Origin of the sequence: Ilumatobacter sp., assembly GCF_041688325.1 — a bacterium.
Classification (GTDB): Bacteria; Actinomycetota; Acidimicrobiia; order Acidimicrobiales; family Ilumatobacteraceae; genus Ilumatobacter_A.
In genome coordinates, this window is the sequence record NZ_JBDNIJ010000018.1 from 22,539 (window position 1) to 36,527 (window position 13,989).

Here is a 13,989-nt window from a genome sequence, read left to right on the forward strand (position 1 = left end):
ACCCCTCAGTCTGAACTGAGGGGTTCTGGAGCGGATGACCGGGATCGAACCGGCGACCTCAACCTTGGCAAGGTTGCGCTCTACCAACTGAGCCACATCCGCATGATTGCTACTCCGAAGAGCAGAGACGAATCTAGCAGTCCGATCGACCGACCGGACACGGAAATTACTTCCCGTTGCTGTGGCGCTGCCAAGAACTTGAACAGCGGGGCAATTTTACTTGTCGTCCTGAAGAGCTGACCCGTCTGGGTGGGCAACGCCTTCACCGTTGTCGGCTTGATCGGCTTGATCGGCTTGCTCGGAGACCTCGGCGACGGCGTCGTCGAGATGTGGCGGCATCAGCGGATCACCTTGTACGGCAAGTCGGCGGTCGGCTTCCAGTTGGGCCCGAAGATCGTCGAAGTTGCTGATCGAGGCGTTCGACGGGGCGCCGTCGTCGTCAACCTTGGGGACATCGTTGTCGTGGAACAACGGCTTCGCCCCATCTGGCCGCGCCTCGTCGAGCGTCAATCGCTTCTGCGCCGGATCCTGTTGACGCCACGATCGATCTGCCATCCGCTCAAGTGGAGCAAGGAGTTCGGGGTCGGGCTTTGTCTGACGGACGATCCATGCACCGATGAAGATCAAGACGACGCCGATGGCAACGAGAGCGAGTACGACGGCGTAGACCGTGCGCGTCGAGGATTGGTCACCGCCGGCCAGTTGCCGCGTTGCGTCTGCGGCCAGGGCTCTCACCGATTCACTGCTCACCGGGAAAGAGTGTGCCACCTGTAGCCATCGACCGCGCGGTCAATGCTGATGATCGGGGCACCACACAGCGGTCCGGCCACCGACTTTCGAGCGTTCGAGCGCGGCGCCGTCGCGCTGACATGGACCCGCGGCCGAACGCACGTCCGGAGAGAGCATCCCCATCGTGCTTCCGCCTCGCCGCAACATGATCGGCATGCGCCGCCGTATCGCCGTCACGAGTGCCGCTCGTTCAGTATGGGTCAGGCTGTTCGCTGGTCGCTGCGGAGCAATACCCGACCACCACAAGACCTCGTCGGCACAGAGGTTCCCGATGCCCGCGATCGCCGATTGGTCCAACAGCAACGACTTGATCGGTGACCTTCGACTCTGAGTCGCCCGCTCCATGCTCGAGCGATCGATCGCGAAGACGTCAACACCAAGGTGCGTGAGATCAGGATCTATCGAGACCTTCCCGAGACGGCGCGGATCGTTGAGCCGCAACGCTGGCGGTTCTGAGGTACTTACGTCATCAACCCAGACCCGCAGGCGATCCCATTCGGCGAGGTCGCGACCCGACGCATACTCAAGTTGCTCGATCGGAGCGACCCCGTGCACCTCGACGCGGCCGGTCATACCGAAGTGCAAGCCAACGGTCGGGCCGTCGGTTGCAATCAACACGACCTTACCGAGCCGGTCGATGCGCGTGATGAGGGATCCGGGAAGCATCGACGAGACACCGGGATCGGCCGACCGTCCGTCGGCCCACACGTCGGTGATGGTCGACCCCACCAACCTGTCGAGCGAACGCCGCCATATCTCCGCTTCGAGGCCTTCAGGCACGCTTCCGCCGCCTTACCCTGCGGCGTCGGTCTTGGACGCCTTGGCAAGCATTCGCTCGAGTGGCTCAGCCAACTGGTCGCTGTTGATCAAGAACGCGTCGTGGCCGTGCGGTGAATCAATTTCAACGAAGTCGCAGTCGACGGCATTGGACCGCAAAATTTCGTGAATCTGCCGCTGCTGATATGCCGGGTAGAGCATGTCGCTCCAAATCCCGACAGCGAGCGTCGGCGCAGTGACACGGGCCATAGCGCGCTCCAGGCTGCCACGACCGCGAGCGACGTCGTGGAGATCCATTGCCTTACCAATGCTCAGATAGCTGTTCGCATCGAACCGGGTCGCGAGCTTGTTGCCGTGATGTTCGAGATATCGCTCGACCTCAAACCGCTGCCACATACCCAGCGTGTCGCCCACAGTGGCTTTGTCCGCGAGTTCTCGTCCGAACCTGTCGGTGAAGACGTTGTCACTGCGGAACGTCACCTGAGCAACCATACGAGCGATTGCAAGGCCCTCGGTCGGCCCCTCGCCCGGCTCAGCGTCGTAGTAGTCGCCGCCGCGCCACTTGGTGTCGAGCCCGATCGCACGACGGCCGATGGCGCCCCATGCGATCTGTTGTGCCGTGGCCTGCATGCAGGTGGCGACCGCGACCATCGACCGCACGCGGTGGGGATACATCACTGCCCACTCGAGTGCCTGCATGCCGCCCATCGAACCGCCGATCACCGACAGCCACCGGCGCACGCCGAGATCCTCCATCAGCCGGGCCTGGGAACGCACCATGTCGCGGATCGTGACAACCGGGAAGCGAGAGCCGTACGGCTGGCCATCATCAGGATGGGGCGAAGCGGGTCCGGTCGAGCCTTGGCAGCCGCCCAATACGTTGGCACAAACAACGAAGTACTTGTCAGTGTCAATGGGCTTTCCTGGCCCAACCGTGTCGTTCCACCACCCCGGCGTGCTGTGGCCTCGGCCTGCCGAACCACTGGCGTGGCTGTCCCCCGTCCAGGCATGGCAGAGCAACACCGCATTGGACGCATCCGCGTCGAGGTGCCCCCAGGTTTCATAGGCCACGGTCACGTCGCTCAGCGCCGCACCCGAGTCGAGAGCGAACCGCCGATCGGTCGCAAACGTGAAGAACTTGCGCTTGCCGGGTTCGTCTCCGGGGCGCCATGCGCCACTCGCAGGGAGTTCCGTTGGGGTGGCCATTCTGAGGCGAATGTACCAGCCGCTAGTGAGGTGGTGACACCCCCTTTACCTTGCCCCAGCGTCGTCAGCTTGATCAAGAACCCGTTTCCGAGTTCTGGTTATGAAATAATCCAACAGCGCTCCGTTTGCAGCAACTGCCCCGGAGACAGCGCAGTTGCGCTACGAAGTAGTCAAGAACGAGCGAAGGGGCTTTCGTGAGACACCGGTTCTCGAGCAAGTGACCCAGCAGGTGACCCAGCAGGTGACGGACGCAGTGACGAGAAATGTGTCGGAGACCAGCTCCCAGGATGCGGCCCGGTACGACACAACGACTGCGGCCGACGAACTCACGACCGATTGTCTGCTCATCCCACATGAGGTCAGGTGGTCAGACTTTGGCGAACGCGGCGTGTACGCAACAGAACCAATCTCAGCCGGCACCTGCGCCGTGGTCTTCGGAGGTTTCGTTACCCAGGGCCCGGGGTTTCGTCGACTCCCTGAGCACCGCCAGCGTCATTCGCTGCAGATCGGCGAAGACCTCTTCCTCGTCAGCGATGAGCCATTAAACGACGGCGACTTCATCAACCATTCCTGCGAGCCCAACCTCGGCTTCGTGAGCGAAATCTCGCTCGTCGCTCTCAGACAGATCGAGCCAGGCGAGGAGTTGACGTTCGACTACGCCACATGCGACTCATTGCCCTACGACGAGTTCGAGTGCGAGTGCGCCAGCCCCAGCTGCCGAACCAAGGTGACGGGTCAAGATTGGATGTCACCGGCCCTCCAAGTGCTCCGGGCGGGCCATTTTTCGCCATATCTTCAGCGCCGGATCGACGCACTTCGCGCCTCACTCAATCGGTGAGCTGGCCCAGCACGGGCTGGGCAAGGCGCATGCGTTGCTCGTAGCCCGCTTCGTACGGCAGAAAGCCATTGCGGTCTGGAAAGAGTAATTGCACCATCTGGAACGGGGCACCACGGAACCACGACGCCGCCGTCGTGAAGAAGCTGGCGTGCTCTTCGATATCGATCGGCGCAAACAAGCAACGCAGCTCGTTGTCGAGCAAGCCGACCAGTTCGACGCCCACCGGGATCTCCGTGCCGCCTCGACAAGCATCAGCCACCAACGTCACGAGTCCGTTGGCCGCAACCGGCGTGAGGCCGAACACGGCAACGTCGGGAAAGCCGACCGCACCCGGCATCCCGATCGAGTACGCGTACGACGGCATCGGTGGGTTGCTGTCAGGATCGGCAGCGACGGGTTCGAGTGCCCACCCGTTGGTCTCGATCATCCACTCGATCTTCTCGGCGTGGGGAATGTGGAAGTCAGGAAGCTCCATGAGTCACCCGGATCAGATCAGATCAAGCGCGCCAGTGTCCAACGCATGTTGCAGATGGCGCGTCGCCATCGCGGCAAACATCGATTCGCTTCGGGCGCTCTCACCAACAATCTGAGACGCAACGACCGCCATCACGACACCACCGAACGATTCGCGACAGTACTGCGTCCACAGCCATGACGAATCGACGTCGACGCTGCGGGCAGCGAGCGCTGCCGCGTACCGGTCGAGCAGCAACCGCTCAGAGACAGCCCGTTCGTTGGACAGTAGGCCTGCACCCAAAAAGTAGGCGAGGTCGGCGACCGGCGGCCCATGGCCCGGGGTCTGCCAGTCGACTGCAGTGACGGGCGGGCCACCTGCGGGTGTGGCGAAGAGGAGGTTGTCAAGCCGATAATCGCCGTGGGTGATGGTGAGCGGACCTTCCCGATCGCCCATCCAGTCGAGAATTCTCGGCCCGAACGCATGGCTGAGATCGACCTGTTCGGTACTGAGGTGCTTGGCATAGGTCTCCAGGAACGGTCGGTGGAACATCGCCCACAACGCCGCCACACCGGTGACATCTTCGGTCGAGGTACGTCGCCCAAGCCAGTCGATGTCGTGCAGCGTCGGATCGTCCCAACGGGGAGCATGGAGAAGCGCAAGTTCTTCAACAGCAGCCGCTGCCCGCTCGACGGAACACCCGGTGACCTGATCTCCTTGCTCGGCCGGGGCCATGTCTTCAAGGACGAGGGCGAAATCGCCGGTCGTCTCGTCCCACTCTCCGAAGTGACACTCCGGCACACGGATGTCGACCGTGTCAGCAACGTGCAGGTAGAACTTCACTTCTCGCTCGTAGTTCCGCAGCGCGATGCCTGTCGCCCGACTCGTCTCGTCGATCGAAGGCAACTTGATCACGACCGAATCGGGCAGCTCCGGAGCGGCATCCAGCAGCCGCACTCGGAGGTTGAGGCCGACCAGGCCATCACCGATTCGGGTCGATTCGATCGCGCCGACCTCGCCGCCCATAATTTCCGAGAGTCGAGCAGAAGTGATGTCATCGGGGCCCATGAAGCGGACAGTAACAAAGCACCGATACCGTCACATAGCGATGGCCCCCACGTCAGACAGCCCGTCGTCGTTCTCCCGGTTCAGCTTCCTCTTCCGTCCAAAGTGGATTGCCTTCCACGCCCTCGTGCTGGCGGCTGTCGCCACCATGGTCAACCTCGGCGTTTGGCAGCTTCATCGGCTCGACGAGCGACGTACAAACAACGCCTCCTTCGTCGCCCAAATCGAACAAGCGCCGGTCTCGCTCGACAGTGTGCTCGACGAGTTGCGCGTCGACCCTGAGACCTATGTCAATCGAAGGGTGCGGGCCACCGGCACGTACGCCCCCGAACAGATCGTCCTTTTCAATCGCTCCCAAGGTGGCGGAGCCGTCGACAACGTGCTCGCCCGTCTGGAAACACCCGGAGGGCCCATTCTCTTGGTGAACCGTGGCGCTATCGCAGTGCAAGCAACGCCACCGACACCGTTCCCAGGAGAAGTTGAGATCGAAGGACGCCTCAGGCTGTCAGAGTCACGCGAGCGTGGTGGTTTGAGCGATGCCGAACAAAGCGTGATCACTGAGCTGCGGCGAGTCAACATCGATCAGATCGCTGCTGAGTCTCCGGAGCTCGACTACATCCCGATGTACGTCGAACTGCTGAGAAGTTCTCCTGCAGTCGGGCCGAGCGATCCGCAACTTCTCGACCCACCAGAACTGAGTGAAGGCAACCATCTGTCGTACGCGTTCCAGTGGTTCATCTTTGCGTTCTGTGTCGCTGTCGGCTGGGTGCTCGCAGTGCGCCGGTCGATCACGACGGCCGCAGCAGGCGAGCAAACGCCATCGGATTCCCCACCATCAGTCGACGCCGAGTCGACCATGGCGCCTGCCTGAACAACCGTGCCATCACGGCACTCAATTCGGTGGGCGGCGTGCCGGATCGCATGTATTTCGGCCACATGTCGGGTGGCAGGTCGAAAAACTCACCGAAGAACTGTCGCGTCTGATCAGCATCAAGCCGAGTGAGCATGTCGAGGCCGTAGTCGTGGAGCGTCCTCGTGCGTCGATGCGCAACCGGCCACACCGCATTCCAGACAGGAATCGAGTCGGCCACCTCGTCGTCCGGTGACGTCCCCAGGACTGCTTCGATTGCCGCTGCGACCGGCGTGGCCATCAACATCGAATGGACTACCGAGTAGCCCGAGGTCGGGTTGACGTAGCCGGCTGCAGCGCCGAATGCGACGATCGGCTGATTCCTTCGAGGCCGAGCACCACCCATTGGAATACGCACCGACTCGGTGCGCACCGCCGAGCTCAGCAGCGCGTCGGGTTCGGTCTGCAGGCGAGCTGCGAGTCGCGGCAGGAGGTCGAGTGGATCGATCGCCGGGCGAGCTGCCAGCACCGTCTCTTCGACAAGCCAGCCGTCAGCGACGGGCAGGCTGTAAACAAACGTGCTGTACTCAGTGGCGGGGGCGCGCGCATGCTGCTCGCTCGGCGATCGGAAATCCATCACGGTCGGCTGCGCCAGATCGCCGGCCGGTGGTTCGGTGAGGACGACGCCGAACGCCGTCTGCCACGCCGGCGTCGACGAGCCGTTCACTCGGTCAGCGAATGCTGCGGGCCATCCGGCTGCATCGACAACCAGGCGGCAACTGAGCTGCTCACCCGAATCGAGTTCGACCGTGTGCCGACCGCGCGCTGTGCGCACGAACGCCACCCGACCAAACCGATGGGTGACGCCGGCGCGCAGCACAGTGCGAAGCGCGACGTTGTCAAGCATTCCGTATGCCCGACCAAGGTCGTGTCGCCGGTCGCTCCATGCAACGACATCGAACGGACCAGCACCGAGCACATCGTGGCCGGTGAGTATGTCAACGGCGTCGAGATCATCGATCCACGTGCCGTACGGATTGCCCCACTCGGCATCGTCGCCGACCAACAACGTGTCGACACCAGCCGCCGTGCAGGCCAGTGCGAGGGCGCTCCCGGCCGGGCCGTCGCCAATGACAACAACATCGACGGACGCTTCGCTGTGCTTCGCCGGCACAGTCACTGTTGCCTCAATCGCTGTTGCCTCATGCGTGAGCGGCGCCACCGGCTTCGAGTTCAGCCATCCGGCGGAACTGTTCGACCACGTCCGGGGTTGCGTGGTTCGGGTCGAGTGAGCGGTAAACGGTGTCGACGTTGACCGCGATGCGGCCGAATTCGCCCCATTCGCTGAAGCGCTCATCGGCCGCGAGGGCTCGCCCGATGTCGCGTGCCGCGTCGAATGCGTCGATTCCTGCGGCGTGTCGGCCTGATGCCTCTCTGTCGACAAAGGAGAGGTACTCGCGCACCTCACGCACGCCGCTCTTATCGGTGAGCGGACCATGCCCCGGGACAACCGTGGTGATGTCCATGCCGAGCATCAGATCGCATGCCGCGACCCAGTTACTCAACGGGCCCGCCCAAACGATCGGGGTACCGCCGATAAAGAGGATGTCGCCCGTATAGACGGTTGCTGCGTCGTGAACGTAGACGATCGCGTCGCCATCGGTGTGCGCTGGGCCGACTTCGATGAGCTCGACCAACCGGCCACCGACCTCAATCGTGCGCCGACCCGTGAACGTGGTGTCCGGCAGTTCGAGTTCGATGTCGTCGAAGTCGAACTCACCGAAGAAGTTGCGGAACAACTCACCGACATCGCCGGGCGCGTTGTTCAACGCCGCCAACATCGATGGCGGCACCTCGGGCATTTCTCGTGCCGTTGCTTCGGTCGCCACGATGTTGACAGCCGACCAACGCGCGCGCACCTCGCTGTTGCCGTAGCAGTGGTCTCCATTGGCATGGGTGTTGACGAGTGAATCAATCGGGGCCGCAGCGGTGTATATCGACATCGTGTCGAGCATTGCAGCCGTCAGTTTCGTATCGAAGAGCGTGTCCACGAGGAGCGATTGGCCGTCGCCGACGACCAACCCGGCGTTGCTCCATCCCCAGCCACCGTCAGGTTGGAGATACGCGAAACAGTTGTCACCGAGTTCGTGCAGGCCCTTGCTGTAAGTCATCGAGTCATCATTCCACGCAGGCACAACAGCTCGGCGAGCAGGGTGGTCGGGATGTGGGTGTTCACGTCAGGAATCGACGGGAACACCGAGGCATCGCACACGTAGAGGTCGGTGTAGCCGGTGACTGCGCCGTGCTCGTTGACGACTCGACCCATTCCGCACGTGCCAGTGGCATGGACATAGTCGGCGACGTTCTCGCGTACCCACCGAGCGATCGACGCATCATCGGTCAGAGCATCGGCGGTCGTTCCAACGCCGTCGATGTACACCTGATCGAAAATCTCGGTGAACGCAAGCCGTCGAACGACATCGAGTGCCAGCCGAACCCCGGCGACAAGAACGTCGAGGTCGCGTTCGTCGTCGAGCAGGTTGAAGTCGATGACCGGATCACCGGACGCATCGATGGCGACCGTGCCGCTCATGCCGGTGGGTGTCATCAGAGCGACCATGAGCAACCCGTACCCGGGCGCTTCAGCACCGAGATGGTTCATCGGAAGCAACTGAATGATGTCCTCACCAATCCGCTGCTCAAGCAGCGAGCCGAGGCACAGTCCGGTGCTGTCGGCGGCGAGACCGGCTCGATACTGGAGCGTGAGAGCAACTGACGGGTGGTCTTGCAGGTGGCGGCCGAGGCCGGGCACCTCCACACCGGACCGCAGCAAGATGGCGGGGCTGTGAAGAGCGCCGGCCGCGACGACAACACGATCAGCGGCAATGTCCGTTCCATCGGTGAGTCGCACGCCGACGGCTCGGTTGCCGTCCAACAGAACCCGATCAACGCGGGAGTCGGGCCGAACATCAAGATTCGGTCGATCGGCAACCGGCCACAGGTACGCCTCGGCCGCAGTACACCTGCGACCGTCGCGTCGGGTGAGCTCGGCCGGCCGTGCCTCGGGGCAGGCTGCCAGGAGTGCCCGATCGACCGGGCCGAGTTCGTCTGGGGCGGCCACCTCGCTCGGGATCTGCACCCGGCTGGCGGCGACGTCAGCATCGGTCCAACCCCACCTCGCGCAGAGTGCGGGGTCAATCGTCTTGGCCACCATCGCGTTGACCGCACTCGACCCTCCGACACCGCGGCCACGCTGGTACGCCGATGTCGCTCCCCTGGCGGTCCGAGTCGCCAACAGGCCGTCGTGCGTTCGGCCCGACTCGTTGAGTGCAGCGAGGAAGTTCAGCCCGTCGATCGCCGCAGGTACCTCGCCGGGCAACAGGGATGGGCCGTCATCGAGCACCGTGACGTGGCGAGCCGGATCTTCCGACAGGCGTGCACCGAGCACGCAGCCAGCCGAGCCAGCCCCGACGACGACCCACTGCTGCATACCAATCAGATCCTGCTGCTCGCTTCGGCCCCGGTCGCTTCGGCCCCGGTCGCAGCGGTTTGGTCAGCGACTTCGGTGGGCTTCACCTCGTCCGTTGCACGAGGAAGCCCGGCCAAGTGGGCCGCGTCGTTGTAACGCACGAGTCGCCAGCGCTGATCACGAGCAGCTGAATCTGACGAGAGCACAAATTCGGTGATCGATGCGTTGGTCGTCCAGAGGTCGAAGATTCCGGTGGGGGCGGCACGGAGTAACTGTCGGAAGATGGCATCGACGACGCCACCATGGCATGACACCACGATGAGTTGGCCGGCCCGCTCGTCGAGGACGCGAGCAAGGGCTGAGCCGACGCGAAGATGGAACGCTGCGACGGTCTCACCACCCGGGAACACGTCAAAGTGCGGATCACCCCCGAAGTTCGGTGAACCGAACTGCTCGACGTACGCAGCGAACGTCACACCGTCGAGGTCGGGGCCCGGGTCATGCTCGCCGAAGCCCGCGATCTCGATTGGTTCGGCGGCTCCCATTGCCGGGCCAAAGATGCGTGCGGTCTCCAGTGCCCGGGCGAAGTTGCTGGCGATGAGGACGCCGCCCTCAAGTTCACCCGTACTGCTGAGACGGTCGCGTAGACGCCCTGACTGTTCGCGGCCGAGCTCGGACAGGCCACTGCACGTGCGATACCCACCAATCACTCGGTTCACGGTCACTTGCGACTCGCCGTGACGTACCAGAACGAGCCGGGTTGCTGGTTTGGTGCTCTGATCCGCCATACCTCCATCATCGCAGCAGCAGCGACGACTCCACCTTGCCGAGACGTGCGAGACAAACAGAAGCGGGATGCAAGCGGGATGCAAGCGGGATGCAAGCGGGATGCAAGCGGGATGGCTCCATCCGCCCGACTACCGATGTACCACCACATTCGTGCGCCGAATTAAAAGTACAATTTTCCCAGCTCCTGACAGGCCTTCCCTACAGTCGGCACCGTGGTCCCCCGGCATCGACTGACCCTCCGTCCAATTGAGGCCGATCCACGTGCCGCAGCCATCGAGCGCGGCGCTGCTGACCTCGGCCTCGGCGATCTCCATGAGGTGTTCATCGCCGACATCGTGTTCGTCGATGGCGACCTCGAGTCCGCTGACCGTGATCGCCTCCACAGCGTTCTCGTCGACCCGCTGTTACAGCGTGGCAATTGGGACCTCCCAACCAGCCATGCCGTGGAGATCACGCTCCAACCCGGCGTGACCGACAGCGGCGCTGATGCCGTTCGGCATGCGTGTGAGCGTCTCGGTATCAACATCGAGGCCGCTGCAACCGGGCGCCGGATCCGCTTCAGCGACGACGTGTCCGACGAACTGGCCGACGAAGTCATCGCGCGGCTCGTGGCCAACCCGATCATCGAACGATGGGCATGGGGGACAATCGAGCCACTGCACCCGGGCGCTGGCGAAAGCGTCGCTGCGACGATCATCCCACTGCGTGGTGCCGACGAGGGGCGACTCGCCGAGATCAACACCAGCCGTGCGCTCTACCTCGACCCCGAGGAGATGGTGGCGATCCGCGACCACTTCGAGTCACTCGACCGTGATCCCACCGACCTCGAGTTGGAGACGCTCGGCCAAACGTGGAGTGAGCACTGTGCCCACAAGACGTTCCGAGCCATTATCGATGCGACCGGTGGTCCCGAGGGTGGCGAGCAAGAACTCGTGCCGCTGATGCAACAGCTCCGCACCTGCACCGAAACCATCGACGCAGCGTTCGTCAAGTCGGCGTTCGTCGGCAACGCCGGCATCGTTGAGTTTGCCAAGGGTACGACGATTGCGCTCAAGGCCGAGACCCACAATCATCCGTCTGCAGTCGAACCGTTCGGCGGCGCGAACACCGGCGTTGGCGGCGTGATTCGCGACGTGCTCGGTATCGCTCACAAGCCAATCGCGATCACCGACATCTTGTGCTTCGGCCCAGCCAACCTGCCCCTCGCCGACCTTCCTGAGGGATCCCTGCACCCACGTCGAGTTCGTGAAGGCGTGATCGACGGCGTTGCCGACTACGGCAACAAGATCGGCCTCCCCACCGTTGCCGGTGCAATCCTCTACGACCCCGCGTACACCACCAACCCGCTTGTGTTTGCCGGATGCATCGGCACCTCGCCATCACGCCCGCTGCATGAAGGCCCGAGCCCGGGCGACCGCGTGCTGGTCCTCGGTGGAGCAACCGGCCGTGACGGCATCCGTGGCGCGACCTTCTCGTCGGCCACGATGGATGCCACTACCGGCGAAGTGGCTGGCGCGAGCGTGCAAATCGGCGACCCAATCGTCGAGAAGTTGTTGATCGACGTCCTGATTGGCGCCGAGGATCTCTACTCCTCCATTACCGACTGCGGCGCCGGTGGCCTGTCGTCGGCGGTCGGCGAAATGGCCGAGGGCATCGGGGCCGACGTCGAACTCGATCTGGTGCCCCGCAAGTACCCCGGTCTCGAGCCGTGGGAGGTGTGGCTCTCCGAAGCGCAGGAACGAATGGTCATCTCCGTCCCGAAGCGCAACGTCAGCGCGATCGTCAACCGCTGCAAGCGCGTCGGCGTCGGCGTCGCTGACATCGGCGAGTTCACCGGCGACAACGTGCTCACAGTGCGTTCGGCAGGTACGCCGGTGTGCCAACTCGACACGACGTTCTTGCACGACGGACGCCCGCAACGTCGGATGAATGCAGTGCTCCCCGATCCGGACCGCTCCGACCTCACCACGCGCAAGGTCGCCGACCCCACCGCCGCGTTGTTGGCGCTGCTGTCGCACCCGAACATCGCGTCGAAGGCCACGACGATCCACCGGTACGACCATGAGATTCTTGGCTCCACTGTGGTTCGCCCGCTCATTGGCGCAGCGAGCGACGGCCCAGCTGATGGCGTGGTGCTCGCCGAACCGCTCGCTCAACACGGCATCGCGATCGGGATCGGCGTCAACCCGTGGTTCGGGCAGCACGACCCCGAGGCCATGGCCTACGCCGTCGTCGACGAAGCCATCCGCAACGTGGTCGCCGTTGGCGCCGACCCCGACAAGATCGCACTCCTCGACAACTTCTCGTGGGGTGACCCGCGGCGCCCAAGCACGCTGGGTGAATTAGCCGCAGCGGTCGAAGGCTGTTGCGCCGCTGCGTACATGTACAACGCCCCGTTCGTGTCGGGCAAAGACTCGTTGAACAACGAGTACATCGGCACCGACGGCGAGCGCCACGCAGTCCCGCCCACACTGGTGATCACCGCTGTTGCACACGTCCCAGACGCCAACCGCTGCATCACCCCCGATCTTGTCGAGCCCGGCAACTTCCTCATGCTGATCGGCAGCACGAGTTCCGAATTCGCAGGTTCTCACCTCGACAAGGTGCTCGGTGCACCCCCGAAGCCGGGCGTTGCGCCAGCACCCGATCCTGATGCGCCGACGCACTATCGCCATCTTCATGCCGCCATGCAAGCTGGCCTCGTGATCTCGTGCCACGACCTGAGCGAGGGCGGTCTCGCCGTGGCGTTGGCCGAGATGTGTCTTGCCGGCCGACTTGGTGCAAGCATCGACACGCTGCCCCACGATGACCATGCAACATCGTTGTTCAGCGAGTCCATGGGCCGACTCATCGTCGAGATCGAACCACGCAGTGCTGCTGCGTTTACGCGTGTCATGGACGACCACTGCCTGCGGATCGGCGAGGTCAGCGAGTCAGGCATGTTGTCCTTGCCCGGCGTCGAACCGATCCTCGTGTCTGATCTCGCCGATGCGTTCAATCGAGACGCGTACGCGACCGGAGTTGAGTCATGAGCCAGGTTCCTGCCCTCATCATCGCCGGGCCCGGCACCAACCGCGACCAAGACGTGCGCCAAGCCCTCGAGATGGCCGGCGCCAACGCCAGAATCGTGCTTGCCAGCGAACTCATCGAACGACCCCGGCTGCTCGGCGACTACCGGCTTGCCGTGGTCGCAGGTGGCTTCAGCCATGCCGATTCGCTCGGTGCAGGCCGCATGCTCGCACTCGACCTCATGGTCGGCCTAGGCGAGGAACTCCGCGGCTTTGTCGATGCTGGTCGGCCACTCATTGGTATCTGCAACGGGTTCCAAGTACTCACTCGAACGCGGCTGCTGCCAGGTGCACTCGGGCATAACGCTCAGGGCAATTTCGATTGCCGATGGGTCGTGCTCGACACCGTCGAGAAGAGTTCCTGTGTGTGGACGAAGGGCATCGAGGACCCAATTCACTGTCCGATCGCACACGGTGAAGGGAGGTACGTTCACCCTGACCCCGAGTCGCTCACCATTGCGGGCCAGGTGGCGCTGCGTTATCGGAGCACCAATCCCAACGGCTCGGTCGGCGACATCGCTGGTGTCTGTGATCCATCAGGTGTCGTGCTCGGACTGATGCCTCACCCGGAGAATCACATCGTGGCTCGCCAGCACCCTCGCCACACCCGCGGCGGCGGCGGGCCAAACCATCTTGGTTTGCGACTGTTTGAGAACGGCGTGCAACACGCCAAAGGACTCTGAC

Annotated in this window: 13 protein-coding genes and 1 tRNA gene; 4 read left to right on the forward strand and 10 right to left on the reverse strand. The window is 63.4% G+C overall.

Features of this window, described 5'->3' with window-relative positions:
- Positions 1-26 precede the first annotated feature (26 nt).
- The 4 genes from ACH2EI_RS01060 to ACH2EI_RS01075 all read right to left on the reverse strand — a co-directional run bounded on the left by ACH2EI_RS01060 (position 27) and on the right by ACH2EI_RS01075 (position 2,772).
- Positions 27-102, reverse strand: a tRNA-Gly gene (locus ACH2EI_RS01060).
- Between the two features lie 114 nt (positions 103-216).
- The gene (locus ACH2EI_RS01065) at positions 217-750 is read right to left on the reverse strand and encodes a hypothetical protein (RefSeq protein ID WP_395154487.1); all 534 of its coding nucleotides are present in this window, start codon (positions 748-750) and stop codon (positions 217-219) included.
- A gap of 39 nt (positions 751-789) precedes the next feature.
- On the reverse strand, positions 790-1,569 hold the full coding sequence (locus tag ACH2EI_RS01070) for a DNA-formamidopyrimidine glycosylase family protein (RefSeq protein ID WP_395154488.1): 780 nt from the start codon (positions 1,567-1,569) through the stop codon (positions 790-792).
- Positions 1,570-1,581: 12 nt separating this feature from the next.
- Complete coding sequence (locus tag ACH2EI_RS01075; RefSeq protein WP_395154489.1) at positions 1,582-2,772, reverse strand: homoserine O-acetyltransferase; 1,191 nt, start codon at positions 2,770-2,772, stop codon at positions 1,582-1,584.
- Positions 2,773-3,001: 229 nt separating this feature from the next.
- Between ACH2EI_RS01075 and ACH2EI_RS01080 the strand changes: the two genes are divergently transcribed.
- A complete protein-coding gene (locus ACH2EI_RS01080) occupies positions 3,002-3,610 on the forward strand; it encodes an SET domain-containing protein (protein WP_395154490.1) in 609 nt (202 codons plus the stop codon).
- On the opposite strand, the gene ACH2EI_RS01085 is transcribed toward ACH2EI_RS01080, so the two are convergent.
- Together ACH2EI_RS01085 and ACH2EI_RS01090 are read right to left on the reverse strand one after the other, a co-directional pair.
- Positions 3,600-4,085: a DUF4262 domain-containing protein gene (locus ACH2EI_RS01085; RefSeq protein ID WP_395154491.1), complete on the reverse strand. Its 486-nt coding sequence runs from the start codon at positions 4,083-4,085 to the stop codon at positions 3,600-3,602. The two genes, ACH2EI_RS01080 and ACH2EI_RS01085, sit on opposite strands and share 11 nt — an antisense overlap.
- 12 nt (positions 4,086-4,097) lie before the next feature.
- Positions 4,098-5,132 (reverse strand): phosphotransferase family protein, encoded by a 1,035-nt coding sequence (locus ACH2EI_RS01090; protein WP_395158890.1) that lies wholly within the window; start codon positions 5,130-5,132, stop codon positions 4,098-4,100.
- Between the two features lie 40 nt (positions 5,133-5,172).
- Between ACH2EI_RS01090 and ACH2EI_RS01095 the strand changes: the two genes are divergently transcribed.
- The gene (locus tag ACH2EI_RS01095; RefSeq protein WP_395154493.1) at positions 5,173-6,000 is read left to right on the forward strand and encodes an SURF1 family protein; all 828 of its coding nucleotides are present in this window, start codon (positions 5,173-5,175) and stop codon (positions 5,998-6,000) included.
- Here ACH2EI_RS01095 and ACH2EI_RS01100 read toward each other — a convergent pair.
- Genes ACH2EI_RS01100 through ACH2EI_RS01115 form a run of 4 tightly spaced genes read right to left on the reverse strand, consistent with a single transcriptional unit; the run spans position 5,918 to position 10,236 of the window.
- Entirely contained in the window at positions 5,918-7,159 is a 1,242-nt protein-coding gene (locus ACH2EI_RS01100) for a lycopene cyclase family protein (protein ID WP_395158892.1), read from the reverse strand. The genes ACH2EI_RS01095 and ACH2EI_RS01100 overlap by 83 nt on opposite strands.
- Positions 7,160-7,181: 22 nt before the next feature.
- Positions 7,182-8,150 carry an MBL fold metallo-hydrolase gene (locus tag ACH2EI_RS01105; RefSeq protein WP_395154495.1) on the reverse strand — a complete coding sequence of 323 codons (969 nt, stop codon included), beginning with the start codon at positions 8,148-8,150 and terminating at the stop codon, positions 7,182-7,184.
- Positions 8,147-9,469 carry a GMC family oxidoreductase gene (locus ACH2EI_RS01110; protein WP_395154496.1) on the reverse strand — a complete coding sequence of 441 codons (1,323 nt, stop codon included), beginning with the start codon at positions 9,467-9,469 and terminating at the stop codon, positions 8,147-8,149. Before ACH2EI_RS01110 ends, ACH2EI_RS01105 begins: the two co-directional genes overlap by 4 nt.
- A gap of 5 nt (positions 9,470-9,474) precedes the next feature.
- Entirely contained in the window at positions 9,475-10,236 is a 762-nt protein-coding gene (locus ACH2EI_RS01115; protein ID WP_395154497.1) for a histidine phosphatase family protein, read from the reverse strand.
- Between the two features lie 213 nt (positions 10,237-10,449).
- Between ACH2EI_RS01115 and purL the strand changes: the two genes are divergently transcribed.
- Together purL and ACH2EI_RS01125 are read left to right on the forward strand one after the other, a co-directional pair.
- Positions 10,450-13,269 (forward strand): phosphoribosylformylglycinamidine synthase subunit PurL, encoded by a 2,820-nt coding sequence (gene purL, locus ACH2EI_RS01120; RefSeq protein WP_395158894.1) that lies wholly within the window; start codon positions 10,450-10,452, stop codon positions 13,267-13,269.
- On the forward strand, positions 13,266-13,988 hold the full coding sequence (locus tag ACH2EI_RS01125) for a phosphoribosylformylglycinamidine synthase subunit PurQ (RefSeq protein ID WP_395154499.1): 723 nt from the start codon (positions 13,266-13,268) through the stop codon (positions 13,986-13,988). Before purL ends, ACH2EI_RS01125 begins: the two co-directional genes overlap by 4 nt.
- Position 13,989: the final 1 nt, after the last annotated feature.